We start from the raw sequence: 25,294 nt of genomic DNA, 5'->3' as shown, positions 1-25,294 counted from the left end.
CAGGCATAAAACACCTAGTTACGCCATATCTATCGGGCGGCACCTGGCACGCTGGAACACCCAGCATGTAGCTCAGAGCTTAACTAGTTATTTGTTTAGAACTAAGCAGATGCCTCTCGTTTTTCAGGTGGCTCCTTACTTCTATAGTAAGTTTAACCCCCTCTGCTTATAAAGCATATATACCTGATAACCTGGATTATAACGGAATAAATCTATACACTCAGCTATTCTACTTAGAAAAATTATTTTACTATGTCGTATACATACTACATAGTTATGACGTATAATTGCGACATACTTCATAACCTACCTCATGACCTACGCCAAAACCAGTGCCTTTACGGAAGAGCAGCAGCAACTGGCCCGCGTGGCGAAAGCGCTGGCACACCCCGCCCGGGTGGCCATCATTCAGTTACTAGCCTCCAAAACCACCTGCATTTCCGGCGACATAGCCGCTGAGCTTCCCCTTTCCCGCACTACTGTTTCGCAGCATCTGCAAGAGCTGAAAGCGCTGGATCTGATTCGGGGTGAGATTGACGGGCTTACCGTTTGCTATTGCCTCAATACTGAACTACTGCGGCGGGTGCACCAGCAGTTCACGGCCTTCTTTTTGGAGGCTTCTGCCACGCCGGCGTGCAGCCCTTCCGATGCTTGCTGCTAACTACTTGGTATCACTCTTACCCCACTTACCCAATGAAAACTCCCGTTTTTCCCCGGATGCACGTTTCCCTGTACGTGTCTGATTTAACTGCCACAGTTAATTTCTACACGGCGTTCTTCGGCCAGCCCGCCGTGAAAGTGCGGCGCGGCTACGCCAAATACGTGCTCGATAATCCGTCGCTCATCATCTCCTTTGTTGAGAACCCAGAGCGCGTAGCCAGCAACTTTGGTCACTTAGGTTTTCAGGTAGAAACGGTAGCCGAAATGGAGCAGCGCCTGGAGCTGGCCCGCAAGAGTGGCCTAGTGGCCCGCGAGGAAATGGGTACCAGCTGCTGCTATGCCAAGCAGGATAAGTTTTGGGTGAATGACCCCGATGGAGTAGAGTGGGAAGTGTATTATTTCCACGAAGACGCGGAGTTTAACGACCCACGCTATCAACAGGAGTATGATCAGGCTAGTGGCAATAGCCAGTGCTGCATTGCTCCCGCGGCCAACGTGGCACCAGCAACTGCCGAAGTTCTCACTACCGCCCCCATGGCTTTCACGCTGCTAGAAACTTCCCCTACCCCCACTCCGGTGGCTTGCACGCCAGGCGGCGGGTGCTGCTAGCGGCGCTGTTCTATCATATCGCATCTGTTTGCTTTCTACCTCTCAGAGCCTGTACCATGCACCTGTTACCATTAACCGCCGACCACTGGCCTAGCGTTCGGGCTATTTACGAAGAGGGTATGGCCACCCGTAATGCCACCTTTAACACCGCCGCTCCCGAGTGGGAAGAATGGGACCGGGGCCATTTAGTACATAGCCGGCTCATTGCTATTAGCCCAGAGCAGGAAATTGTGGGCTGGGCCGCCCTGTCGCCGGTTTCGGGTAGGTGCGTGTATGGTGGGGTAGCTGAAGTAAGTGTGTATGTAGCCAGAGCCGCTCGCGGCCGGGGCGTTGGGCGGCAATTACTGGCCGCCCTCGTGGCCTCTTCTGAGGCAAATGGCATCTGGACTTTGCAGGCCGGGATATTCCCCGAAAATAGGCCTAGCCTGACTATTCACGCCGCCGCTGGTTTCCGAGAGGTGGGCCGCCGCGAGAAAATTGGCCAGCATTACGGCGTGTGGCGCGACACGGTACTCCTTGAGCGCCGCAGCAGCGTAGTGGGAATTTCTGAAGCCCCGCCGGCAGCCGCCCCTACTACAGTGCAGTATACAACTCGCTAGGCCAGTACGCCCATTTCACTATCTCAGGGCTAGGCGCGCCTCTCGCCACTCCTACTACTACATTCTTCCATGTATGGCCGTTAGCAAGAACATTCTGGTGCTATGTACCGGCAACTCCTGCCGTAGCCAACTTCTGCACGGCTACCTGCAACAAGCTCTCAAAGGCAACGCCACAGTGTATAGCGCTGGCGTAGAAACACACGGGGTTAATCCCAAAGCTATTCAAGTAATGCAGGAAGATGGGGTCGACATTTCGCACCACACCAGCAACCACGTAGAGGAGTACTCACGTGTGGCGTTTGATTACGTTATTACCGTTTGTGATAATGCCCGCGAAGCATGCCCCGTTTTTCCGGCCTCTGCCATACAACTGCACCATAACTTCCCTGACCCGGCCAAGGCTACCGGCACGGAAGAGGACATCCTGGGCCAGTTCCGCAGGGTACGTGATGCCATCAAAGCTTACGCTCAGGACTTTGCCCAACATGAGTTTCAGTAAGTGAAGCTAAGGCTACCACTAAAGCAGCAAAAGATACCACCTGAAACCTGTAGACAGTAGGCTCTAGCCCGTAGCGCGAAAAGCCGTTTCGCGGTGCGATGCGTAAGCCCTAGGTTTCGGCGCTTACCTGTTCTTCTGATTACGCTGAAGAATTATTGCTCATTGAGCTGCCAGTTGTAGTCAAGGTAAGAGACTTTGGCGTCGGAGCTCATTTTGATGGTGGAATACTTGTTTACCCAACTGGCCACCGACTGCCCGTTCTCGGTCCAGTCGCTCTTGTACCAGTCGAAGTACTTGGAGAGTTGGGCCTCACTCTTCCCGACTTTGTTTTTGCCGGGGTTGTTAAGGAAGTCGCGCCCCTGGTCGTCGAGCTGCCGGTCGAGTTGAGCGGCGGTGTAGGCCTCAGTGCGCAGGCGCGGGCACGAGATGGAGGCGCACACTAGGGCAAAGTGGATACGCGGGTCGTTGTACTTCTTGCGCAGGATACCGTGCTCAATTTCATCCAGGCTCATTTTCTGCCCGCCAATAGTGAAGAACTTCATAGCCCAGGGCGTAGTCACGAGAGGAATCTTGATTTTAGATCCAATGTCCTTGATACTCTCTAGTGGGTAATGATTTAGAATCAGCCGAATGGTATAGGCATTGTAGGCGTTGATCCAGTAGGCCATTTGCTCCTGCTTGCTCCAGCTGGGCGCAGGCGGGTTTTTGCTTAGCAGCTGCAGATACTGGTTGAGCTGCTGGGGCTTGGCTTTAAGGGCCTTATAGTTTACCAAGCCCTTGTCATTGACATACTGCTTCAGCAGACGGTCGAAGCTGCTGTGGTCGAAGACGGCAGCGGTGGCAGTGGGCCCAACAGGCGGGCGGGCAACAGTAGTGGCCGAAGCCGCTGGGGAAGTAAACGCGCTAAACACGACAAATGCCGCGGTTATAGATCGAGTAGCAAGGAAAAGAAAATTCATAGAGGAGCTTGTTGGGTGGCATATACGTGGGCCAGCCGCCAATAAGATTTCTCAGGTGCAAACAACCTTACCAAAGCAAGGAAGCCAGCAGAAAACCGGCTTACTCCGCGCGAAAGCAAATCTGAGCTTGCACCTTTCACTACCGGAGCTAGTACCCCTGCGGCAGGTCAATACCCCGAATGTTGCGGAACAGGCTAAGCGCGTTCTGATCCGTAAGGCCCCCGATATAGTCGGTGAGCAGGATAATCTGTTCGTAGGCAGAAACCTTTTCTTGGTGGCCTAGCGCCCGAAACTGCTCGGGCAGCAACTGCAACAGCTTACGGGAACGGGGGCCGCTATAAGGGTCGAAGGTGGCGTGCAGCAGGGCATCGAGCAGCCCCGCCAGCACCTCAAAGCCAGCGGCTTCGGTTTCCAGTACGGGGCGGCTGCGGTATAGGTGGTCGAGGGTGAGCTGGTGCACGCGCTGCAGCTGCTCCCAGCAATCGAGCTGGCGCACCAGGGGCTCATCGGAGCGGCCCCGGAGCAGGTCGTCGGAGCGGTCGGCGAAGAGGCGGGCGGTTTGCTGCACCAGCCGGTTAATGAGGCGGGCCCGCAGGTAGCCCAACTCCTCGCGCCAGTCGCGCCACTCCACGGAGCCGCGCCGCCCAGGGGCATCGCCCAGCATGTCGCGCAGGAGCTGTAGCCCTTCCTGGCACGGAATCAGGCCCAGTTTCAGTCCGTCTTCAAAGTCTATAATACGGAAGCAGATATCATCGGCCGCTTCTACCAGGAACGCCAGCGGGTGCCTATGGAAGAACCCGCCAATGTCGGTGCCGGGAGGCTTGGGCAAGAGGCCTAGCTCGCGGGCTACCTCCTGAAACCGGGCCGCCTCCGTCTGAAAGTAGCCGTACTTCTTCTCGCTGGTACCGCGCGTAAGGCTGGCTTCTTCCACTACCGAGGGCCGCGGATACTTGGTAAACGCGCCTAGCGTGGCATACGTGAGGCCCAGCCCGGCTGAGCCGCTGCTGTGCGCCGCGTACGTGTGCGTCAGAATCCGGAAGCCGGCGGCGTTACCCTCAAACTGCTGCAAATCGGCGCGCTGGGCGGCGTTGAGCACCCGCACAAAGGGCTCGGCGGCTGAGCTACGGAAGTACGCCGAAATAGCATCCTCGCCGCTATGGCCAAAGGGCGGGTTGCCAATATCATGGGCCAGGCACGCCGCCGCCACAATATCCCCAAAGTCGCTGTCGAGGTGAGGCAAAATCTTGGCTAGGCCATCGGTTTCCTCCAGGAGCAAGCGCCCACCCAGCCGGCCCAGGGAGCGGCCCACACAGGCCGTTTCCAGGGAGTGCGTGAGGCGGGTGTGCACGAAATCGGTTTCCGGCAGGGGCATCACTTGCGTTTTGCGCTGCAGCCGACGAAACGCAGAGCTGAACACCACCCGGTCGTAGTCGGCCACGAAGGCCCCGCGCACGGGCGGCGCGTCGGTCACCACGTGTAGTTGGGGTTGGTCGGGGTAGCGGCGGCGGCTCAGGAGCCGCTCCCACGTCATGGCAGGCGCGTCGGAGCTGGTTAGGTGCATCATCAGTGGCCTAAGGTACAAGGCCGCGGCAAATCAGCAGGGCCCTTGTCAAGATTCCGCCTCCTAGCTCGACTGTAGAGTGGCCTAGGCTGGCTCCTCTCCCATTCGGCCCAGCAGGCGCACGGTGGCGTAGCCCAGCAGCAGGAAGGCCCCGTACAGCAGCGTTACGCCCCAGGTACCGAGGTGTGCGGCGGGGTGCAGAATGCGGTTAATGATGTCGTAAAACAGGGTAAGCGGGTTGGTGAGGATATCCCAGCTGTTGAAGCGGAGGTAGCGCCCCAGATAAATGCCAAACGAGCTCAGCAGCAGCGCCACGGTGGCAAACACCCAGCTGGCGCCCCACCCCAGCCGGCGGGCCACAATGGCCTGCATATCGGTGAGGGAAGCGTAGGCTAGCATCAGCCCATTCCAGGCGCAGCTCAGAATCAGGGCCAGGTCATACCAGTAAGGGGCACCGGCCCGCGGCTCTAGGTGAAACAGGTCAGTGAGGATGTAGGGAGCATTCGGGAAAAACAGCAGCCACACCGCACCCACGGGCAGCAGCACCCGCGCCTTCACCCGCCCGGCGGTAAGGCCCAGCATGGTGCTCAGGCCAAACGGAATGATGGCCAGAAACAGGTTCCAGAGCAGAAAGGCGAACAGCACCTCATGCGAGAGAAACACCCGAAACGTAATCAGCAGCACACTCAGCGTCAGCGAAGCCCCCAGCAGCAACATGAGGTTGAGGCGGTGACGAATCTGCGGCAGGGGCAAGTTGGCAATGGACATCAGCATACCAGTACGTTCGGATTTTCAAACCAGCGTTCCTAACGGAAGGTTGCGCGGGTATATTGCCGTTCGCCTATAATTCAACACTCGCGGGCCCGCCAGCGGCCCAGCGCAGCGTGGCCTGGGTTTGGGCGTATTTGGCTTGCAGCTCGGCCAGCTTCACGCGCGCCGACACGAGGCTGGCTTCACGGGAGTTGATCAGGAAAACTGAGCTTTCGCCATTCTCAAACCGAATTTGCTCACCATTGCGCAGGCGCTCCGCGTTGCGCACTACCTGCTGCTGCAGAGCCAGCTGCTCGCGCAGAGCCTCCCAGTCGTTGGCTACGGTGCGCAGGGTAGTTTGCACCTCGCGGGAGTCCTGCTGCAAGTCCAGCTCGGCCTCCCTAATTTTCAGGCGGTTTAGTTGCAGCTTAGCCCTCTCCTGCCGTAGCAGCAACGGGTAGGCAAAGCTTACCCCCAGCTTGTAGTTATTCTGCAGGTAGGAGCCACTCAGGCTGGCTGGCTTCTCGGGGTTAAAAGGCTGGCCCGCCTGCAGCAGGTTGTAGTCGAGGGTGAGCTTGGGCAGGAGCTTGTTATTGAGCAGACGCCGCTCCACGCCCAGCTGGTTGATTTTAGCCCGGTTCTTCTGCAGCTCCGGATGTATCTGCTGGGCCAACTGGCCTAGCGCGGCCACCGAGTCGGGGGCAAGAGGGCGCCAGTCGGTGGGGCCCGGTAGCAGCTGCGGCCGCGCCGTGGTGGGCAGGTCACGGGGTTGCTGCTGCTCGTCCCAGAGGTAGTTGCTGAGCAGTAGCGTGGCGTTGCGGAACTGCACCCGGGCCTGGGCCAGGGTAGCCTGTCGGTTCTGGAGCTCCGTAAGGGCCTCCACCGAGTCAATAGCGGCCATATCTCCGAACAGTACGCGCTGGCGTACCGCACTTAGGCGCACGTTGGCCAGGCCAGTATTGCGGCTCAGCAGCTGCAGACGCTGGTAATTCAGGCTCCAGTCCCAATAGTCTTTGGCGGCTTGCAGCAGCAGCTTATTCAGGGCTCCGCGGCGCTCCGCTTCGGCTAAGCCCTGCAATGCCTGGGCCTGGCGCACAGCAGCCCGGCGCTCATCAATCAGCAAGCCCTGGGCCAGCGGCACCGACAGGCCTATGTAGCTCAGGCCGTACGGGGCGGTATAGTTTTCGGGGTTGATGTAGGTACCCGTGCCGCGCTCAAAGCCGGCTTTCACATCAAGGCCATACCATACCGGTATCCGCAGCTGCGAGTCCCAGTCGTGGAAATACTCCTTACCCCCGAGGGTTTTCCCGTAGTATTTGCTGGTGGCAGCCGGGTCAAAAAGGCCCCGCGCATAGCGCACCTCCTGCTGGGCGCGCTCGGGCAGCAGGCCCGCCTGGCGCGCCACCGGGTGGCGCAAGGCCACATAGGTCAGTAAGTCAGCGAGGGTGAACACTTCCCCTGAGTCGGGAGCAGTAGCCAGTGGCGCTGGTTCAACACCCCGAATGCTACCACCATCTGGTTGCGCTACAACGGTTGTAACGACTTTACGGGCAGGGGCAACTGGCCTAGCAACAGCCGGTGTGGTGTTGCGGGCGGGTGCTGCTGTGCGGCGGGGAGTGGGAACCGTTTGCGCAGCAGCTGGCTCAGCTAAAAGCAGCGCCAGGCTCAGGCAGGTTAGAAGGAGCTGCTTCATTTCTTCTCCTCCTCTTCCTCGCTGGCCGTAGCGCCTTTGTCGGCCTTTTTAGCGGCTTTACCTCCTTTACCTTCGCCGGGTGCTCCTACAAAGTTGGGGGGGAAGCCGTTGAGCTGCCGCCACAGTTCATACCAGATCGGCACATTATCAAGCAGGGCCCAACCATACACCCCAGAGCCTACGCGCAAGGGTTTAGGCCAGGGCTCCAAGTCGGGGTCGGGGGTAACCAGTATGCGGTACTGGCCCTGTGAGTCAATGTTGTCGATGACAGCTACCTGGCCCCCGAAGGTACCGAAGCTGGTGCCCGGCCACCCGCTGAATACCAGCGCGGGCCAGCCATCAAACTGCAGCCGCACTTTGCGGCCCACGCTCAGCAGCGGAATATCCATGGGCTTTACGTAGAGCTCAGCGGCCAGCGCCGGGGCATTAGGCATTACCGATACAATGGGCTCCCCTTCTTTCACAATCTCGCCCAGGCCTTCCTTCAGGGCCCGCACCACGTAGCCGTCCTGCGGCGCCGTAATCTGGTAGTAGCCCGAGCGGATGCTCAGGTTGGCCAGCTCATTGCGCATTTTGGCAATCTGACCCTCAGTATCAAACTGGTAAGCGGTAGCCGAACGACGGTCCGACTCCGACTTGGCCAGCTTATCCTGGTACTCCGCCTGCAACGACGACAGCTCCAGCTGGGCGTTGGTGAGCTCCTGCTGGCTGGCGCCCAGCTTGTTTTCCGCCGATTGGCGCTTGGCCGTGCTCTCCTGAAATTTCAGGCGGCGCTGCTCCAGCTCGGTCAGGCTCTTGAGGCCCTGCTGGTAAAGCGCTTCCTGACGGGCCAGCTGCTGGCGGGCAATGTTAAAGTCGTTTTCAGCGGCGCGCAGCTCAGCCTGATCAGAGTTGAGCTTGAGGCGGGTCTGGGTTACTTTGTTGCGGGCTTTATCTAGGCTTACCCGTAGGCCACTGCGTAGTGCATCCTGCTGGTTGCCTAGGGCTACGGTTTTACCCCGGTTTTCTTCCAGCGAGGCAATTTTGGCCGCCAGCTGCTCCCGGGTACGCTGTAGTAGCTGAGGGTCAAAATACTTATCCTTGATTTCGACGATGGAAACCAGGGTGTCGCCGCGCTTTACCTGCTGCCCTTCGCGCACATGCCAGCGCTCAATGCGGCCGGCAATAGTGCTGGGCACAGTTTGGGGGCGGTCTTGGGGGCGCAGCGTGGTAAGCTGCCCGTTAGAGCGGATGTTCTGCGTCCAGGGCAGAAAGCCGGCCAGCAGAATTATTACGCCCAGCCCCCCCAGCCAGCGGGCCAGGGTACGGCCCGCGGTGGGAGTTTGCACCCGGCTAAAGGAGCGGAAATTGGCCGTGCGAGGGTTGGTTTCTTCGAGGGGACGTTCAGCAAAAGGCATATACTAGGGGGTGCTGATTAGTGGTTTGAAGCGGTACTGATAGCGAAGGCTGAGGCGGGCGCAGCGGGAGCTTGCGTCCCTCTTGGCTGCAACCCAGCATACCGGCGCTACATCAGCTCGCGCAGTTCCGGCTGCTGCGAAACGGTATCAAATGAACCATCGGCAATGATGCGGCCTTCGCGGAGTAGAGCCAAGCGGGGGCAGAGAGTTAGCACGCGCACATCATTGGAGGCCAGTAGCACCGTCCAGGGCTGCTGGGGGGCTAGCAGGCGCTGCAGAATGCGCAGGCGCTCAGCGGGCTCCACACCGGTCAGGAAGTTATCTAGCAGCAGCAGACGGGGGCGCCGCACCAGTGCCCGGGCCAGCAGCAGCTTTTGGCGCACGCTATCAGAAAGCGGCGTGCCCACCCCAAGGGGCGTATTCAGGCCCTGCTTGCGGCCGTAGAGGTCGTCGCGCAGGCCTACCAGCTCCAGGGCCCACGTTACATCGTCGGCGCTGAGGTTGGCTTGGTCCAGGGTGATGTTTTGCAGCAGGGTACCCTCAAAAATGTTCTGGTGCGAGATGTTGTCGCCGAGGTAGCGGCCCAGGGCTTCGCTGGAGATGTCCTGCAGGGCAAGGCCATCATAGGCCACCACGCCGGTGTAGCCCTCCAGCAAACCCGCCAGCACGCGCAGCAGGGTAGTTTTGCCAGAGCCATCGGAGCCCGCCAAGCCCATATGCTCGCCGGCCGCCAACACCAGCGACACATCCTGCACGGGTTGCTTCTCGCTGCCAGGGTACTGGTAGCTCAGGTGGCGCACCTCTACGCGTAGGCCACTCCCTGCCGTTGCCAAGGGTAGCTCCACCCCGGCGTGCGGCTCCAGCACCGGCAGGTCCAGCACGTGCCCAATTTTATCGAGCGAGGTGAGAGCATCATATACTACATCCAGCTTCAGGAGCACTTTCTCCACGGCCGAGATGGTGAGGATAATCACAATTTCGGCGGCCACAAACTGACCGATGTTGATTTGCTTGCTGATCAGCAGCCAGCAGCCAATAATCAGTAGGGCCGCCGTAATTAAGGTTTTAAAGGCTACAAACCCCCAGAACTGCGTCAGGAGTACCCGGAAGTGGCTTTGGCGGGCTACCAGGTAGCCTTCCACAAGGCCATCGGTGCGGGAAATGGCCATTTCCTGCCGGGGGGAGTGCCGGAAGGTGTGCACCGTACGGGCCACATCTTCCAGCCAGGCCACTACCCGGTACTTATATTTTGATTCGGAGAGGCTGGTAGCCAGCCCCTTGGGGCCAGTAAAGCGAATCATTAAGGCTAGCAGAGCTACCAGCAGCAGGCCAAACGCAATGAAGATGGGATGGTAGAACGACAGCAGAATCAGGCCAAACAGAATTTGTAGCGCCGCCGCTGAGAACTCCACCAGAAGCGTAGAAAGCCCCTTTTGCAAGGTGGGCGTATCCAGCAGGCGGTTCATGAGTTCGGGCAGATACTGCCCATCCAGCGACTCTGTTCTGACTCGGGGCAGGCGCACGGCAAAATCAAAGCTTACACGGGCAAACAGGCGCTGCTGAATAAACTCCACCAGGTACAGCTGCATGACCTGCAGGGCCCCCACCAGAAACGTCCCGAACACGATAAACCCAATCAGCACAATGAGGGAAGTGCTAACGTCGCCGCTACTTACAAACCCAATAACCGACTGCACGCCCAGCGGTAGAGTGAGGCTGATGAGGCCCGCCAGGGCAGCATATATATAGAGGTAGGTAATGTCGCGCCGTTCGGCAGCCAGCAGGCGCAACAGCCGCTGCCCGGGGGTGAGAGTAGATTCTTGCGTATTGGCCATAGCCGGAATAGGTAAGTTGCGAGGAGAGTGAGAGTGGACGGGAGCAGGTCAGCTGGTATCAAAAAGCGCAGGCTAGGCCAGGGCTTTAAATGCCAGGTTTTCCAGGAAGCAGTAGATAACCTGCTCCGTGGGTTGCCCGGTCTGGTTAGTGAGTGAGGGTAGGTGCTGAGCGAAGAATAACTGCTTGCGAGAGGCCTCCAGCAGCGTACTTGCCAGCGCGTGGGGGTACGGGTAAGCGGGGTTCAGCTCCCCGAGTACCGCTGAAATGTGCGCCACCAACTGCTTGTACTCTCGAAACAGCCCGGCCTGGTCGTCGGCATCAACGCCCCGGGTGAGGTAGGCTTTAGAAGCTTCGTTTACCACAATGCGGTACAGCGCGGCCTCATCGAGGCCGGTGGTGGTGGGGTCATCGTGGTGGGCGCGGGTCAGGATGCCCAGGATCAGCCGCAGCCGCTGGGCGGGGTTGGGCACGTTGTGGGTGTGAAACCTGATCTGATGCCCCAGCCACGCCCAGTACCACGACACCAAATACCCCAGCAACCGATGCTTGTTCTCAAAGTAGCGGTACAGGGAAGCCTCCGTTGACTCCATCCGTTGGGCCAGCTTCTTGAAAGTGAACTGCTCCAGCCCGATTTCGTCAATCAGCCGTACGCTTTCCCCAATCAGGCGGCGCCCCAACTCCGTTTCCTGCGGATTCCGCAGAAACAGCCGATCATTAAGATGTATGTAGCTCAACATATTGCGTGGGCAGTTACCGGGCTCAGGAAGTATTACTTCCGCTCATGAAAGTTTTACTCACACCCCCAAAAGCACGAAGGCACAACCCCGGCTCTAGTAGCCGTAGGTGCCTCATCCAAACTTCGATACAAAGGTACCGCGCCACTCAACTGCCTAACTTAAGGCCACATTAAATGGGACTTAAATTTCCATTAAAATGAAGCGGCCCCACTTCGCGCCAGCCGCCGCCTAGGCCACTTCTGTGGGCAACTGCTGCAGCATCTATAGTATAGCAGTGGCCTAGCCTGGGGGCCTATGGGCACGTAGTTTGCTATCTGCCACCATCCCGGCCGTATCTACGTACCTTTGCGCAGAGAGCCTCCCGCGGGTGGCTTTCTGGTTTTTCCCGCCTAAATTCCCTGGCCCCTCGGTTTATGAGGTCATTCTCTCTCCTACGACTTGCTACCCTGTGCACTGGCCTAGCCCTTTCCGGCTCATCCCTGGCTCAGCAAACCACCCCGACATCTGCCCCTAAGCCGGCGCCGTCTAAAAACACTGCGGCGCCCCCAGCTGCTAAACCCACTCCGGCGGCTAAACCGGCGGCGTCTGCGGCTAAGGCAACCGGCCTGAGCAAGCCTGCTACCGGCACGGCCCCCAAAACCGCCACTACCAAGCCTACCACGGCCCCATCTACCGCCAAGCCTACCCTGGCTACTGCTTCCCCCCGCCCAACCGGGCCGCGGTTGCCCGCTAACCTGGGCTCCTCTGACCCCAACACGCGCTACAAGAATGGGAAGCTGCTGATTGATCAGGCTCGTTACGACCTGGCCATGCAGGAGCTGCAACCCCTGACGCTGCCGGGTGCAAAGTTTGAGCGGGCCCCGGAAGCCGCCTACCTGTATGCCGTGGCCGCCAGCCGCGCCAAAAAATGGGCCGAGGCGGAGCAGATGCTTAACCTGGTACGCAACGAGTATCCGCAGTGGAGTGGCCTACCCGAAGCCCTGTTCCTGCAGGGCCAGCTTTCTTTTGAGCAGCATGATTTCGATAACGCTCTTAAGGTGCTGAGCATGCTGCCCCCCGACCGCCTAGTAACAGAGCGTGAAAATATGAAGGCGCTCTACCTGCCTCGCATCAAGGACAAAGACACTTTCCAGAGCCTGCTCAAAACGTATCCGCGCGAGGCAGCGCTGGGCCGGGCGTATGCCGATAAGCTGGCTAACGGCGGCTGGTATACCGATGCGGACAAAGGCCAGCTCAACGACCTGATTGCCCAGTTCTCCCTCGACCGGACCCGCTACACCCCGCGCCCACGAGCCCAGAAGAAAAGCACTTACAACATTGGCGTGCTCCTCCCTTTTGAGTTTGATGACCCCAGCTGGGAAAAGCAACGCAAAAACCAGTTTGTAACGGACCTTTACGCCGGCATGCGCCTGGCCCAGGACTCCTTGCAGCGGGAAGGCCGGCCGGTTCAGCTCTTCGCCTATGACACCGGCGCCGATACCCTGCAACTCAAGAGCGTACTGGCCCTGCCTGAGGTGGCTTCTATGGATATGCTCATTGGGCCGGTATACAAGTCGGGCAGTAAGATTCTGGCCCGCTACGCTCAGCAGAAGCAAATAATCTGCGTGAACCCCCTGTCGCAGGACGGCGACCTGGTGGAAGATAATCCGTGGTATTACCTGTATGAGTCCAGCTCGGCTACGCAGGCCCGGCAAGCTGCTGAGTTTGCTTTTGCCCGCCTTGGTGGCCCGCGCACGGCCATAGTGCTGTACGAGGACAGCAAGGACGAAGCCTCCTTCGGGCAGACGTACAAACAGGCCTACGAAGCGCTGGGCGGTAAAGTCCTGGAGCTGCGCCGCATCAACTCAGATGTAGAAGAGTCGCTGGCGGCGGGCTTTGCCGGCCTCGACCTGAAGTCAATAGGCCACTTGGTAGTTGCTTCTGACCATAAGAAAGCCGGGCCTTACACCTTTGGCGTCATGCAGGCGCAGGCCGCCCGGCCTGCACTAATCACTTATGCCTCCTGGCAAGACAACAACCGCGTGAGCCTGGCTCAATTGAATGCGCGTAGCGTGTATTTCGTGCAGCCTAAGTTCATTGACAAAAGCAGCCTTGGGGTTCGTCGTTTCCGGCAGCTCTACACCCAGCGTCAGAACTTGCCACCCTCAGTGTTTGCCTTCTCAGGCTTCGAGATGCTGTATTACTTTGCCTCGCAGCTGCACCAATACGGGCCAACTTTCCAGCAGGAACTAGCCAACAGCGGCCCAGTTTCAGGCACCCTTTTTCAGGGCATTGGCTACCCAGCCGGCACCCACGATAATCAGTATGTGCCCATCACAAAAATGGAGCACCTGGAGGTGGAAGTTCTGAACCCTGTGGGCATCCGGTAGGTTATACTATAGCCACTCCGCTACCTTTAGCCGGGGCCCTCCGCGCCCTATTGTTGATGTTTAACGCTGCCAGCTGCCGCTGGCGCTACTTTGTTTTCATGTCTGAACTTCTGACTGCTCCTGACCTCACGCTTACCACCAGCGACGCCCTCTTTACCCGCGCCAAAAACCATATTCCGGGTGGTGTAAACTCTCCCGTACGGGCCTTCCGGGCCGTGGGCGGGCATCCGGTGTTCATGCAGTCGGCCAAAGGTGCCTGGCTCACGGACGTTGACGGCAACCGCTACCTTGACTTCATCAACTCCTGGGGACCCATGATTCTGGGCCACGCTCCTGACCTGGTGCTGCATGCCGTGCAGGATGCCATTCAGGGCTCTCTATCGTTCGGGGCCCCCACGCGCCGCGAGGTAGAGATGGCAGAGCTCATCAAGCAGATGGTGCCCAGCATTGAGAAAGTCCGGCTGGTAAATTCCGGCACTGAGGCCACTATGTCGGCTATTCGGGTAGCGCGCGGCTATACTGGCCGCAACAAGATTATCAAGTTTGAGGGCTGCTACCACGGCCACGGCGACTCCTTCCTGATTGCGGCAGGCTCGGGTGCCCTCACCCTTGGCGCCCCCGACTCGCCCGGCGTAACTGAAGGCGTGGCCCAGGATACCCTCACCGTACCTTACAACGACCTCGCCGCCACTGAGCAGGTTATTCTCGCCAACGAGGGCCAGGTGGCTGCGCTAATTCTTGAGCCGGTGGTAGGCAACATGGGCCTGGTGGCCCCCCAGGAGGGTTACCTGCAGGGCCTGCGTAACTTATGCACTCAACACGGCATCGTGCTCATCTTTGATGAGGTAATGACTGGCTTCCGCCTCGCGCGGGGTGGTGCACAGGAACTCTACGGCATTAAGCCCGACATGACGACCCTCGGCAAAATCATTGGCGGGGGCATGCCCGTTGGGGCCTACGGTGGCCGCCAGGATATCATGGACCAGGTGGCTCCCGCGGGCAAGGTGTACCAGGCTGGTACGCTTTCCGGCAACCCCATTGCCACCGCCGCCGGCATTGCCCAACTCACTTACCTGCAGGAGCACCCGGAGCTCTACGACCAGCTCAACCGCACCACCACGCGCATTGCCGATGGCACCCGCCAGATTTGCCAAGAGCTAGGCCTGAATTACACGGTAAATCAGGTAGGCTCCATGTTCAGCGTATTCTTTACCGATAAGCCCGTTACCAACCTGGAAGAGGCAAAGCAGTCGGATACGGAAGCATTTGGGCGCTACTTCCGCGCCATGCTGCACCGCGGCATATACCTGGCTCCCGCTCAATATGAGGCGCTGTTTGTGAGCACCGCCATTACTGATGATTTGGTGGATACGTACCTCACTGCCTGCCGCGAATCGATGCGAGAGGCCCACGGCCTCTAAGCCACGGCCCTCCCTCTCCAGATAACGAAGCACCTTACCACCCCATGCGTAGCAGCTGTCGCGGCTGCTGATGCGGGTGGTAAGGTCTTTTTTATTTCTATGCCACTTCCTTACTAACCGCTGCTTTTCTGCCTTTGCGCGCCAATCCATAAGAGCAACCGGCTACCTTTGCGCAAATCTTTTTGCTGCCATGTTCCGATTTCGCTCGTTTCTTCCACTGCTTTTGCTGCTGTGGCTTGCCGTGCCTGGCGCGCTTCTCGCCCAAACGGAAACGCCAGCAGCGGCCAATAAACGGTTGTTTCAGCGCACCGTAGATGAGCTCAACTTCCGCACCATGGAAACGGTCTACGACAAGACCTTTGCCCGCAGTAAGTTTCCCGCCAATCTGCGTAGCGCCAAGGCCCGCCGCGAGTTCGAGAACTTCCCCGGCCGCCCTGATCTACAGAAGCTCTTTCACAACTACAACGACGTTTCGGAGCGCTTTAAGGGTCGGTTTGGCTCGGGGCGCACAGACCTGATTGAGTTTGAGAAGCAGCTCAATACCGTGCTGGTAGATAAGAACTTCGAGTTCTTTGTGCGGGTGCTGCCCCGCGATGAACGGGTGGCTCTTATCAGAGCCCTACAGCGCGTTATCAAGCAGGGCACCGCGCAATTTAACGCTTCGCAAGACCCCGCTCCCGAAGAGCTGGCTGCCGATGGAGCCGCCGTGCCGCCTGCCGTTGATGGTGAGGTAGCCACCCCCAGCAACGCCCCCGCCGGCGTGGCCCAGGAGGATGTGCAGCCCGCTCCCGAAGGCAACCTGGCTTCGGCCCCCGCCTCCTACCCTGCGTTGCGCCCCCTCGATGTATCGCCCCGCCATGATTGGGTTGATTACCTCACGCTGCTGCTGGCGGGCAGTTCCCTGTTGCTGCTGCTGTTTCTGATAACCGGGCCGCTGGCTGATTTACGCAACCGCCTCGATGCGCTCAGCGACGAGTTAGAGGAGCGCAAGTCGGGCCCAGCCACCCGGCGGCGCACCAATGCTTTACCCGAAGACCGTTACGAAGACGGTGACGACGAGTAAAGAGGAGGCTGCTTTGCATGACGTAGTGACCTAGGCCACCCCACTGCAGTAGCCATGCTCTTCACTTCTACTTTTTAAAATCAACACGCATGATTCTCACCGACCAGCAGATTCTCGCCGAAATAGAGCGGGGCAACATTGTTATTGAGCCCTACGATCGGACCTGCCTCGGCACTAACTCCTACGATGTGCACCTGGGGCGCTACCTGGCTACCTACCGCGATGAAGTACTGGATGCTCGCAAGCACAACGAAATCGACGTGTTTGAAATCCCGGAAGAAGGCTTTGTGCTGCAACCCGGTACGCTGTATCTGGGCGTAACGGAAGAATACACTGAGAGTCATGCTCACGTACCCTTCCTGGAGGGAAAGAGCAGTGTTGGCCGCCTGGGCATAGATATTCACGCTACCGCAGGCAAAGGCGACATCGGGTTCTGCAACACCTGGACGCTGGAAATCAGCGTATCGATGCCGGTGCGCGTGTACCACCTGATGCCCGTAGGCCAGTTGATTTATTTTGCTGTGCAGGGCGATGTAGAAACCTTCTACAACCGCAAGGCCAACGCTAAATACAATGAGCGCACGGTGAAGCCCGTAGAGTCTATGATGTGGAAAAACCGTTTCTAGACCACTCTTAACGTACCACTGAGCGCACTACACATTCTGACACCCGAGCTCTTTATGAAGGGCTTGGGTGTATGCCTATATAGCTAGCTGTTAGCTATGTTTTTGATTCAGAATAAACTCCCTGGCACAGTTTTTCGTTATAATCATAACAAGCTTCCTGCTGTTAACCATATCTTTTGTTAGGAAGCCGCTGCTGATTGTAGATCTAAAAACGTGCAAATACTGATGAGAAAGCAACTTGCCACCGCTGCCCTGCTCCTTGCCGCTACCATCGGCGTGCAGGCCCAGCAGAAACCAAAACCAAGCTTAGTCCAACCCCAGGATAAAACTAAACCTTCTCCTCGCCTGAATCCTGTGCAGGAGCGCGCCAAGCGTCTCTCTGACCAGATGGCCCGCGACCTGCGCCTGAACGGATACCAGTCTGCCAAGCTGCGGGCTATTAATGAGGATAAAGTAGCTAAAATGGCGGCCATTGAACAGCGAAACGCCGGCAACCAGAAAGTCATTACGGAGCAGTGCGATGCCGTGTGTAAAGAGCGTGACAAGGAGCTACAGGCGGTACTCTCTACTGACCAGTATAGCAACTACTACGACTCGCGCGCTACTTTCCGGAAGTACGACCGCGATTACGCCGCTCGCGCCGCCGATGCTATCTTCGTAAACTCGGTGCAGAACCCGCTGCCAGCCAGTAGCAAAGGTGCCACCATTGGCCCCGCCCGTACTACCGCCCCGGCTACCACTACCCGTTAGGGGGAGAGGCCTAGATATAAATAAGCCCCGCCAGAGCTATCTGGCGGGGCTTACGTATGCCTTAACAGGTCGAAATTATTTTTGCTTACGCTCTTCCTCCTCAATATGATCCATTAATACGCGGCACAGGTCGCGCATTTTGGTGGCCATCACCGAGTCGTTGGTGGCCGTTACAATGCTCTCGGCCATAGCCCCCATGGTATCTACATAGAAGCGCTTCATCTCATCAACGGGCATTTCCTTGGTCCAGAGGTCAATTTTCATGGTACCTCGCTCATCCCGGTCCCAGAGGGCAATATTGATGGCTTTGGCAAAGTGAATATCAGGACCCGCGTCGGTGGCTGTCCAGCTGATGGCCTCGGGTACTTTCTGATCGTCGAGGGCGATGCTGAAGCGGATTTCAGATTTCTTCATATCACGGATTTAAACGGATTATTCGAATTACACGGATTCGCTTAGCCCTCCGTTTTGGGCCGTACGCCGCAGAGTTTCCACCAACCTGTTCGAGGTAGAATTAAATAGCTTAATCAGCTTCAAGCCTCTTTGACTACTGAAGCCAAAAGAAAACGGATTATCCGGCCCACAGAATAACTCCGTGCCATCCGGAAAATCCGTCTCTATCCGTGATTAAACATAGTTGTTGAGCATCACTGGCATAACCAGCATCAGGATGTTTTCGTTGTCGTCGGGGGTGGTTGGCATCAGCAGACCCGCGCGGTTTGGCGTACTCAGCTCCAGCGTAATCTCCTCAGAATCAATGTTCGAGAGCATTTCCGTCAGAAACTTAGCGTTGAAACCAATTTCCATGTCTTCGCCATCGTACTGGCAGGCCAGCTTCTCGTTGGCTTCATTGGAGAAGTCCAGGTCTTCCGCCGATACCGTCAGCTCTGAGCCAGCGAGACGCAACCGAACCTGGTGCGTGGTCTTGTTGGAATAGATGCTGATACGCTTTACCGAGTTCAGCAGCTCCTGGCGGCTGATGATAAGCTTATTGGGGTTGCTTACTGGAATTACGTTCTCGTAGTCAGGGTAACGCTCATCAATCAGGCGGCACACGAGGCGCATCTGGTTGAAGCTGAAGAAGGCATTGGAGTTGTTGAACTCTACGCGCACGGTAGTAGCCTCGGAGGGCAGCGCACCTTTCAGCAGGTTAAAGGCTTTGCGCGGGATGATGATGTTTGCGGTCTGGCCGGCACCCACATCGGAGCGGCGGTAGCGCAGCAGGCGGTGGCCATCGGTAGCCACAAAGGTTACCTGGTTGTCGGCTAGCTGCACCAGAATACCCGTCATGGCAGGGCGCAGCTCGTCGGTGCTGACCGCAAAGATGGTTTTGTTGATAGCCCGCGACAGCGACGACGAAGGAATCTCAATGGGCGTGGAGCCTTTTACTACCGGCACGCGGGGGAAGTCGGTAGCATTCTCGCCGGCCAGCTTGTAGCGGCCATTAGAGCTGGCAATTTCAATGGTATATGTTTCCTCGTCCAGGGTGAACGTCACGGGCTGGTCGGGCAGGTTTTTCAGGGTATCGAGCAGGATGCGGGCGGGGGCAGCAATACGGCCACTTTCGCGGGCTTCCACGGGTAGCTCCGTCATCATGCTGGTTTCCAGATCGGAAGCCGTGATGGTAAGTTTGCCCTCTTCAATCTCAAAGAGGAAGTTCTCCAGGATCGGTACCACGGGGTTATTCGTGACCACGCCATTGATGCTCTGGAGCTGCTTGAGCAAGGCGGAAGACGAAACGATGAACTTCATAGAAGAGATAAGGTTTGGGCTGGTTTAGAAGGGACAAAGATAGGAAACAGGAGCCGGTTTAGAAACCTGCGTTCAGAATGAATACGCCTGAGAAAAATACCCGAAAACAGCATTGCAGCGCGCCATACAGCCAGTATTGCCTGCGTAGCAGGCCCGCCCTAATTTCTACTAGTTCAGGGGAGCGTGCTATCAGATTCAAGCTCCACTATTGCGTAATTTGTCAGAAGCCGATTACTTAGCTTTCTATTCCTAAGTATCTGCCTCGTTCTATCATGGCCTCTGCTACCCTGCATCATTTAGTTTACCAGAGCATTGCTACTACTCCCCTTGATGATAATGCCCTGGGAGCCATTCTTCTGCGGTCTCGCTCCTGGAATGAGGCCCATAATTTAACCGGAATTCTACTGTACTGCGATGGAGAGATTATGCAGGTACTAGAGGGAGAGAAAAACGAGGTTCACTATATTTTTGCGCGTATTCGGGAAGATCAACGGCACTTCAGGGTGGTTAAGCTGTCGGATGGCCCTATCCAGAAGCGTAATTTTTCGCAATGGAGTATGGGCTTCAAAGCCGTTGCCCCAGAGGCTTTCGCGGACCTCAAAGGCTACACTAACCCAGAAGGCGAGAACTACCTGTCTTCGTACTCAGAAAACGACAATATCTCCTTGCATTCTCTGCTCTCCACGTTCGTAACGGAAGACGAAATTAGGTTTTAATGGGATAGTATACCCCAGCTCTATTGAGCTTAGCTTGTATTTAAATCAAGCTTGTTTACCCATGCAACTATTTGAACGATAACTCTCTCTACCAGGACATAGCATCTTTGTATCTTCTATAGTACTGATGAAAAAGGCCATTGCACTAACTACCTTGCTGGCTATTGGTTTCTCGTTACAGAACTGTGACTTGTATGGGTGCAAGTGTGATAAATCGAAAGGCAAATACTTCATTCTGACTGGAATCAGCGTGGAGAATTATAAAAAAAGAGGCGACTGCTGCGCCGATAAACTTGAAAACAACCAGCAAGTTGCTTTCCAAGACTTTTCGCTGGATGTGCGCAACTTCGTTAGGTTTTACTCAGCCCAATTACCTCAATCAAGTCCTTTCTCACTTATTCCAACGGCCTCTGCCTGTGACTGCATTGCGGATGGGTATTTGGGCTCCAAGCAAAAGCTTCAATCTTTAACCGTTATCACGCTTGAGGATTTCGATGCGCAGCATCTGGCCAACGATACGATCAATGACCTCTTAAATGCTCAATTCTATCTTACTAGCTACGACCTCAATACTTATTTACTAACTGATACTGCGACAATTACTCAGCAGGGCTATACCCTTACGTTGAAAAAAAAACCTGAGTTGAACCCTTCTTTCCGGGTGCGAGTAGATGTGCGGCTGAGAGGCGGTGAAATGTATCAAGCCACCTCCAGCACAGCTATCATGCAGTAGAGCCAAAGGCACCAAGTGGCGTAAACAACCTCAATAGCGCCCACGCTTTGCTGGTGTAGAACTGGCGTTGATAATCAACTAGTATTGCTTCCTCCTACAGCTCAGCCAGCGTAGTTTGGCTACTTAATTAAACGAGGCGTACCGACGCTTCCGACGCCAGGCACGCACTATGCCAAACAAGCCTAGCAGCACCAGCGGGGCCACAAGGTTTAGCAGTTGCCAACGGCGGCGCTCCTCCACTACCCGAAGCTTGTCGAGGGGGCGCAGGGTTATTTGCTTGCTGCGCACGGAAATCAGGCCGCTCTCATCAAGCATATAATCTACGGCGTTGAGCACCATCTCGCGGTTAGCAAACTCGGTGTTGGCCAAGCGGTCGAAGCCCAAGCGGTACGGACGCCCGGTTTTGGGGTCTAGCTCGCTGCGCACAAAGTCACCATCGGAGAGCACCAGCACTTTAGATGGTCGCGCTAAGGGAGGGGTTTCGGGTAGATATTGCGAAGTGCCAGGCTGGGCGCGGTTGGCGTAAAGGGAACGGAACTGCCCTTCGAGCAGGTAGCCCACGGGCTTAAATTGGTCTTTATAAAGCCGCTGCTCAGGCTCTAGCCGGGCGTCGTTCAGGTTTACGGGCACCGGCGAAGGCAGCACCCGGGTGTAGCGTGAAGTAAAGAGCAGCGGCGTTTTGCGAATACCAGCGGCCTTTACGGTATCAATACTGCTGACAAATTTCGTGTATACCGCATCAAGGTTGCGGGTAATGGGGTGCTGGCTGAAGTTATTAATGAGCGGGTAAAACTGCCAGGGCATAGGCTCCACTTTAGGCTTCTCCCCCTCTAGGCCAGTTACCATCGGGATAACCCCGGAGTTGAGGTCCAGAATCAGGTCGGGGTTTATGCGCACGCCGTACTTAAACAGCAGGTCCTCTAGGTTTAATTGCAACGGGAACGACAGCATGCCGCCTCGGTTAGCGCTATCGAGATTCACACGCATGGCGTCTACGAAGAACAGCGCATTGCCGCCCTGAGTGATGAACTGATCGAGCTTGAACTTCTCGGGCTCAGAGTAAGCCGTGGCGGGCTTGGCCACAATAACGGCGCTGAGCGTTTTCAGATCCTGGGGGCGCGCCTGGTTGAGGTTCACCCGGAACACATCATAGTATTGCTGCAGGGAGCCAATTAGGTCACCGGCTTCGGCGTTATTTAGCTCGCCGTGGCCTTCGAGTACCCCAATGCGCTTGCGCTTGCCGGGGCTGAGCCTCCGGATGGCGCTGGCCAGCTCATACTCCAATCCCTCAATGCTCTGGTTGAGGCGCACGTCGGAGGGGGCGGCCTGGTTGCCACGCAACAGCAACACCTGCTGCTCTTTACCACCCGAGGCCACCGTAGCCCAGGGGAAAATGATTTTCTCTACGCGCTTGCCGTTCTCGTTAGCACCCAGGTTGGTGGGGCGCAAGCCCTTCTTCAGCAAGGTGGCATAATACTCATTGCGGGCCTTTTCAGTACCGGCCGCTGAGGGATCCACGAACACGTAGTGCAGGTTGGAGCCACCGTACACCTGCATCTCGTTCAGGGTTTCGCGCACGGACTGCTGCAGCCGGCGGAAGGCTGGGGGAAAGTCACCCTCTAAGTACACTGTCACGGTAACGGGCTGCTTCAGGTTCTCCAGCAGCGTTTTAGTAGCCCCCGACATGGTGTAGCGCTTTTCCTCCGTCATATCGAGCCGAAAGAAGTAGATGGCGCCCACAAAGTTGATGAGCAACAGGACTAGCAACGCCAACCCAAAGCGCGTCAGGTCACGGCGTTTGCGCGCGGTAGAGGGAGATGGAGCGGGAGCAGATGGAGCCATATAACGGCAGAGTCAAATCAGATTCATTCATCATCCGGAGCCCTACAAGGGGCTATACTAGGCCACTTACTTAGCAGAGAATGGTGCTAGGCCAGTAACTTTCGTTAGTTGGATGAGGGAGGGTGATGATATAGATTACCAGTTGCGGCTTTGCAGAACCAGCCGCGTGCCGAGCAGCAAGCCGGCAATTAAACTGAAGAAGTACAGCAGGTCGCGGGAATCAATGAGGCCTTTGCTCAGGTCGCGGTAGTGGGCCGCAATACCAAGCTGGCTGATGTAATAAGCGGGTGCACCATCAAATACTGAAGCCAGCGAGTCAAACCCCGAATACACCAGAAAGCACCCCACCACGGCTACCAGAAAAGCAATAATCTGGTCGCGGGTAATGGCGCTGGCGAAGATGCCAATAGCGGCAAACACGGCCGCTAGCAGCACTAGGCCTATGTACGAGCCTACCGTTGCGGCCGAGTCGATGTTGCCTTTGGGCGCGCCCAGTTGGTATACCGAGTAGTAGTAGAGCAGCGTGGGCACGAGAGCCAGCAGGGCCAGCAGCAGGCACGCCAGGTACTTCCCTCCTATTATCTGCCCATCGGTGAGTGGGCGGGTCAGCAACAGCTCAATGGTGCCCGCCTTCTTCTCCTCGGCGAAGGTGCGCATGGTAATGGCCGGAATCAGGAACAGGAAGATCCAGGGGGCCATGTTGAACAGCGTCTGCAAGTCGGCGTAGCCGTAGTCGAGCACACTGCTGTCGGGGAAGACCCACACGAACAGGCCCGTAGCCACCAAAAACACCGCAATAACCACGTAGGCCACTGGGGAGCTAAGGAAAGCGTTAAATTCTTTGCGAAGTATGGCGTACATCTGGTAGTGATGTGCTGATGATTTTACGGAAGACAAACAACGTCATGTGGAGCTTGCTAAGAGGTATAGAGTCTGGATGATAGGTTAGCAATTCTACAAAGCGGTAGAGATGCTTTGTTTCCGCTCAGCCTGACGTTTTTCTTAGCGTCTCGTATCATTTTGTTAGGGTCTGGAATATCTGCTCCAACGACTGCTCCTCTTGCCGGAGGCCAAGGAGCACCCACCCATGTTGAGCGGCTAAGCGCGAAATAGCTCCGCGCTGATCAGAGCCTGCGGCGGCCCGAATGCGGTAGGTGTTGCCGCTCTCCTGCTCTACCTGGTTGATACCCGGCAGCGCTAGTAGCGGCGCGGTATCAATTGGCTGCTCAAACTCGGCCCGGATGATGGTTTCGCCAACGGCTTTGGCACCCAGCTCCGACACGGGCGAGTCGGCTACCAGTTGGCCGCGGTTGATGATAACGGCCCGGCTGCACAGGGCCGCCACCTCGGGCAGAATATGGGTAGAGAAAATGACCGTCTTATCCTGACCCAGCTCCCGTATCAACGTCCGGATTTCCCCAATCTGGTTAGGGTCTAGGCCAGTAGTGGGCTCATCAAGGATGAGCACGCCAGGGTCGTGGATGAGGGCCTGGGCCAGGCCTACACGCTGGCGGTAACCTTTGGATAGTGCCCCGATTTGCTTGTTTTGCTCACGGCCCAGGCCTACACGCTCTACCATTTGGCTGGCCCGCTGACGCAGGTGGCTGCCTTTCAGGCCGTGCACTGAGCCAATAAACTCTAGGTACTCGTGCACATACATATCTAGGTAGAGCGGGTTATGCTCTGGCAGATAGCCCACGCGGCGACGCACCTCCAGTGGGGCCGTTTGCACGTCGTAGCCATCTACTACCACTGTGCCCGCCGAAGGTGGCAGGTAACCGGTGGCAATCTTCATGGTGGTGGACTTACCGGCTCCGTTCGGCCCCAAAAAGCCTACTATCTCGCCCTTACCCGCCGTAAAGCTGATGTTATTGACGGCCGCTTGTGCGCCAAAGGTCTTCGTCAACTGTTGAACTTCTACCATTTGTTGAGTTGTCAGGTGCTGGTTGGTACGCTGTTACTTGTTGCCGGTTTGGTGTCAGAAGAAATCAGAGAACCCACAGCCACCAAGTAACACTCAACCACTACTTAGGCTGCGTAGGTCGCATTTGCAGCTCAGAAATCATGACCGTTTGCGGCGCTTCTAGGGCATGCACAATGGCGGCGGCAATGTCTTCGGGTTGCATCTTGTGGGGGTCGGGCTCCTGGCCGGGCTCAGCACCGTTGAAGTTGGTTTCTACGGAGCCTGGCATTACGCAGGTCACGCGCACGCCATCGGGGCGCACTTCCTTGAACAAGGCGTCAGAGAAGCCCCGAATGGCATATTTAGTAGCGCAGTAGCCAGCTAAGTTAGCCGTACCGGCCGTACCGGCCAGAGAGGCCACGTTGATGATGTGGCCGAGGTGCTGCTTTTTCATCTGGGGCAACACCGCCTTGGTGCAGTAAAACACCCCGTGCACGTTGGTATCAAACATTTCGTGCCAGTCATCCGACGAAAAGCCGTCCACGGGGCCAAAGTGGCCTATACCGGCGTTATTTACCAGTATCTGGATTTCCGGACCTAGCTCACGTTGCGTATTGGTGTAGGCCTCCTGTACGGCTATTTCATTGCGTACATCGCACTCAAAGAATTGGAATCGCTCATGCTCCAAGCCTTCGGGCGCCGTGCGGCCCCAACCCGCCACGATAGCCCCTTTAGCTAACAGTGCTTCGGCGGTTGACCGCCCAATTCCTTTGCTGACGCCTGTGATAATGGCTACCTTGCCGCTTAGGTCCATCGTTT

At 57.0% G+C, this 25,294-nt stretch carries 24 protein-coding genes; 11 read left to right on the top strand and 13 right to left on the bottom strand.

The features are described 5' to 3' along the window. The first annotated feature begins 313 nt into the window (after window positions 1–313). The 4 genes from HMJ29_RS15170 to HMJ29_RS15155 all read left to right on the top strand — a co-directional run bounded on the left by HMJ29_RS15170 (window position 314) and on the right by HMJ29_RS15155 (window position 2,367). Window positions 314–661, top strand: a complete 348-nt coding sequence (locus HMJ29_RS15170) for an ArsR/SmtB family transcription factor (RefSeq protein ID WP_171592283.1) — start codon at window positions 314–316, stop codon at window positions 659–661. Between the two features lie 32 nt (window positions 662–693). Further along, complete coding sequence (locus HMJ29_RS15165; protein WP_171592282.1) at window positions 694–1,269, top strand: ArsI/CadI family heavy metal resistance metalloenzyme; 576 nt, start codon at window positions 694–696, stop codon at window positions 1,267–1,269. Window positions 1,270–1,325: 56 nt separating this feature from the next. Further along, complete coding sequence (locus HMJ29_RS15160; RefSeq protein WP_171592281.1) at window positions 1,326–1,868, top strand: GNAT family N-acetyltransferase; 543 nt, start codon at window positions 1,326–1,328, stop codon at window positions 1,866–1,868. 73 nt (window positions 1,869–1,941) lie between these two features. Next, window positions 1,942–2,367 (top strand): arsenate reductase ArsC, encoded by a 426-nt coding sequence (locus HMJ29_RS15155; protein WP_171592280.1) that lies wholly within the window; start codon window positions 1,942–1,944, stop codon window positions 2,365–2,367. 152 nt (window positions 2,368–2,519) lie between these two features. On the opposite strand, the gene HMJ29_RS15150 is transcribed toward HMJ29_RS15155, so the two are convergent. The 7 genes from HMJ29_RS15150 to HMJ29_RS15120 form a co-directional block, all read right to left on the bottom strand. Next, window positions 2,520–3,326 carry a DUF547 domain-containing protein gene (locus HMJ29_RS15150; protein WP_171592279.1) on the bottom strand — a complete coding sequence of 269 codons (807 nt, stop codon included), beginning with the start codon at window positions 3,324–3,326 and terminating at the stop codon, window positions 2,520–2,522. Window positions 3,327–3,474: 148 nt separating this feature from the next. Continuing rightward, a complete protein-coding gene (dgt, locus tag HMJ29_RS15145) occupies window positions 3,475–4,890 on the bottom strand; it encodes a dGTP triphosphohydrolase (protein WP_171592278.1) in 1,416 nt (471 codons plus the stop codon). Between the two features lie 81 nt (window positions 4,891–4,971). After that, window positions 4,972–5,655, bottom strand: a complete 684-nt coding sequence (locus HMJ29_RS15140) for a DUF1361 domain-containing protein (RefSeq protein ID WP_171592277.1) — start codon at window positions 5,653–5,655, stop codon at window positions 4,972–4,974. A 73-nt stretch (window positions 5,656–5,728) separates the two neighbouring features. Continuing rightward, window positions 5,729–7,330 (bottom strand): TolC family protein, encoded by a 1,602-nt coding sequence (locus HMJ29_RS15135; RefSeq protein WP_171592276.1) that lies wholly within the window; start codon window positions 7,328–7,330, stop codon window positions 5,729–5,731. Beyond that, window positions 7,327–8,727, bottom strand: coding sequence for an HlyD family secretion protein (locus HMJ29_RS15130; protein ID WP_171592275.1), 1,401 nt, complete (start codon window positions 8,725–8,727; stop codon window positions 7,327–7,329). Before HMJ29_RS15130 ends, HMJ29_RS15135 begins: the two co-directional genes overlap by 4 nt. 107 nt (window positions 8,728–8,834) lie before the next feature. Then, window positions 8,835–10,562, bottom strand: a complete 1,728-nt coding sequence (locus tag HMJ29_RS15125) for a peptidase domain-containing ABC transporter (RefSeq protein WP_171592274.1) — start codon at window positions 10,560–10,562, stop codon at window positions 8,835–8,837. 72 nt (window positions 10,563–10,634) lie between these two features. Then, on the bottom strand, window positions 10,635–11,300 hold the full coding sequence (locus HMJ29_RS15120) for a TetR/AcrR family transcriptional regulator (RefSeq protein ID WP_171592273.1): 666 nt from the start codon (window positions 11,298–11,300) through the stop codon (window positions 10,635–10,637). A 413-nt stretch (window positions 11,301–11,713) separates the two neighbouring features. Here HMJ29_RS15120 and HMJ29_RS15115 point away from each other — a divergent pair, with 413 nt between their 5' ends. The 5 genes from HMJ29_RS15115 (at window position 11,714) to HMJ29_RS15095 (ending at window position 17,529) form a co-directional block, all read left to right on the top strand. Continuing rightward, a complete protein-coding gene (locus tag HMJ29_RS15115) occupies window positions 11,714–13,669 on the top strand; it encodes an ABC transporter substrate-binding protein (protein WP_171592272.1) in 1,956 nt (651 codons plus the stop codon). A 98-nt stretch (window positions 13,670–13,767) separates the two neighbouring features. Beyond that, window positions 13,768–15,090, top strand: a complete 1,323-nt coding sequence (gene hemL, locus HMJ29_RS15110; RefSeq protein WP_171592271.1) for a glutamate-1-semialdehyde 2,1-aminomutase — start codon at window positions 13,768–13,770, stop codon at window positions 15,088–15,090. A gap of 190 nt (window positions 15,091–15,280) precedes the next feature. Then, entirely contained in the window at window positions 15,281–16,153 is an 873-nt protein-coding gene (locus HMJ29_RS15105) for a hypothetical protein (protein WP_171592270.1), read from the top strand. Window positions 16,154–16,242: 89 nt separating this feature from the next. Next, on the top strand, window positions 16,243–16,779 hold the full coding sequence (gene dcd / locus HMJ29_RS15100) for a dCTP deaminase (protein ID WP_171592269.1): 537 nt from the start codon (window positions 16,243–16,245) through the stop codon (window positions 16,777–16,779). Window positions 16,780–17,004: 225 nt separating this feature from the next. Continuing rightward, entirely contained in the window at window positions 17,005–17,529 is a 525-nt protein-coding gene (locus HMJ29_RS15095) for a DUF4890 domain-containing protein (protein ID WP_171592268.1), read from the top strand. A gap of 75 nt (window positions 17,530–17,604) precedes the next feature. Here the strand turns inward: HMJ29_RS15095 and gldC are convergent, their stop codons facing one another. Both gldC and dnaN read right to left on the bottom strand, forming a co-directional pair. Continuing rightward, the gene (gene gldC, locus HMJ29_RS15090; protein WP_171592267.1) at window positions 17,605–17,943 is read right to left on the bottom strand and encodes a gliding motility protein GldC; all 339 of its coding nucleotides are present in this window, start codon (window positions 17,941–17,943) and stop codon (window positions 17,605–17,607) included. Between the two features lie 213 nt (window positions 17,944–18,156). Further along, window positions 18,157–19,281, bottom strand: a complete 1,125-nt coding sequence (gene dnaN, locus HMJ29_RS15085) for a DNA polymerase III subunit beta (RefSeq protein ID WP_135434515.1) — start codon at window positions 19,279–19,281, stop codon at window positions 18,157–18,159. Window positions 19,282–19,553: 272 nt separating this feature from the next. Here dnaN and HMJ29_RS15080 point away from each other — a divergent pair, with 272 nt between their 5' ends. Together HMJ29_RS15080 and HMJ29_RS15075 are read left to right on the top strand one after the other, a co-directional pair. Beyond that, window positions 19,554–19,997, top strand: a complete 444-nt coding sequence (locus HMJ29_RS15080) for a BLUF domain-containing protein (RefSeq protein ID WP_171592266.1) — start codon at window positions 19,554–19,556, stop codon at window positions 19,995–19,997. A 127-nt stretch (window positions 19,998–20,124) separates the two neighbouring features. Continuing rightward, the gene (locus HMJ29_RS15075; protein WP_171592265.1) at window positions 20,125–20,730 is read left to right on the top strand and encodes a hypothetical protein; all 606 of its coding nucleotides are present in this window, start codon (window positions 20,125–20,127) and stop codon (window positions 20,728–20,730) included. Window positions 20,731–20,853: 123 nt separating this feature from the next. On the opposite strand, the gene gldG is transcribed toward HMJ29_RS15075, so the two are convergent. The 4 genes from gldG to HMJ29_RS15055 all read right to left on the bottom strand — a co-directional run bounded on the left by gldG (window position 20,854) and on the right by HMJ29_RS15055 (window position 25,289). After that, window positions 20,854–22,572, bottom strand: coding sequence for a gliding motility-associated ABC transporter substrate-binding protein GldG (gldG, locus tag HMJ29_RS15070; protein WP_253805648.1), 1,719 nt, complete (start codon window positions 22,570–22,572; stop codon window positions 20,854–20,856). Window positions 22,573–22,707: 135 nt separating this feature from the next. Further along, entirely contained in the window at window positions 22,708–23,433 is a 726-nt protein-coding gene (gldF, locus tag HMJ29_RS15065) for a gliding motility-associated ABC transporter permease subunit GldF (protein ID WP_171592264.1), read from the bottom strand. Between the two features lie 154 nt (window positions 23,434–23,587). Beyond that, window positions 23,588–24,496, bottom strand: coding sequence for a gliding motility-associated ABC transporter ATP-binding subunit GldA (gene gldA, locus HMJ29_RS15060; RefSeq protein WP_171592263.1), 909 nt, complete (start codon window positions 24,494–24,496; stop codon window positions 23,588–23,590). Between the two features lie 100 nt (window positions 24,497–24,596). Further along, on the bottom strand, window positions 24,597–25,289 hold the full coding sequence (locus HMJ29_RS15055; RefSeq protein ID WP_171592262.1) for an SDR family oxidoreductase: 693 nt from the start codon (window positions 25,287–25,289) through the stop codon (window positions 24,597–24,599). Window positions 25,290–25,294 lie beyond the last annotated feature (5 nt).

The sequence above is a fragment of the Hymenobacter taeanensis genome (assembly GCF_013137895.1).
Taxonomy (GTDB): domain Bacteria; phylum Bacteroidota; class Bacteroidia; order Cytophagales; family Hymenobacteraceae; genus Hymenobacter; species Hymenobacter taeanensis.
The sequence above is the reverse complement of the archived record's forward strand: the minus strand, read 5'-3'. Positions and strand labels throughout refer to the sequence as shown.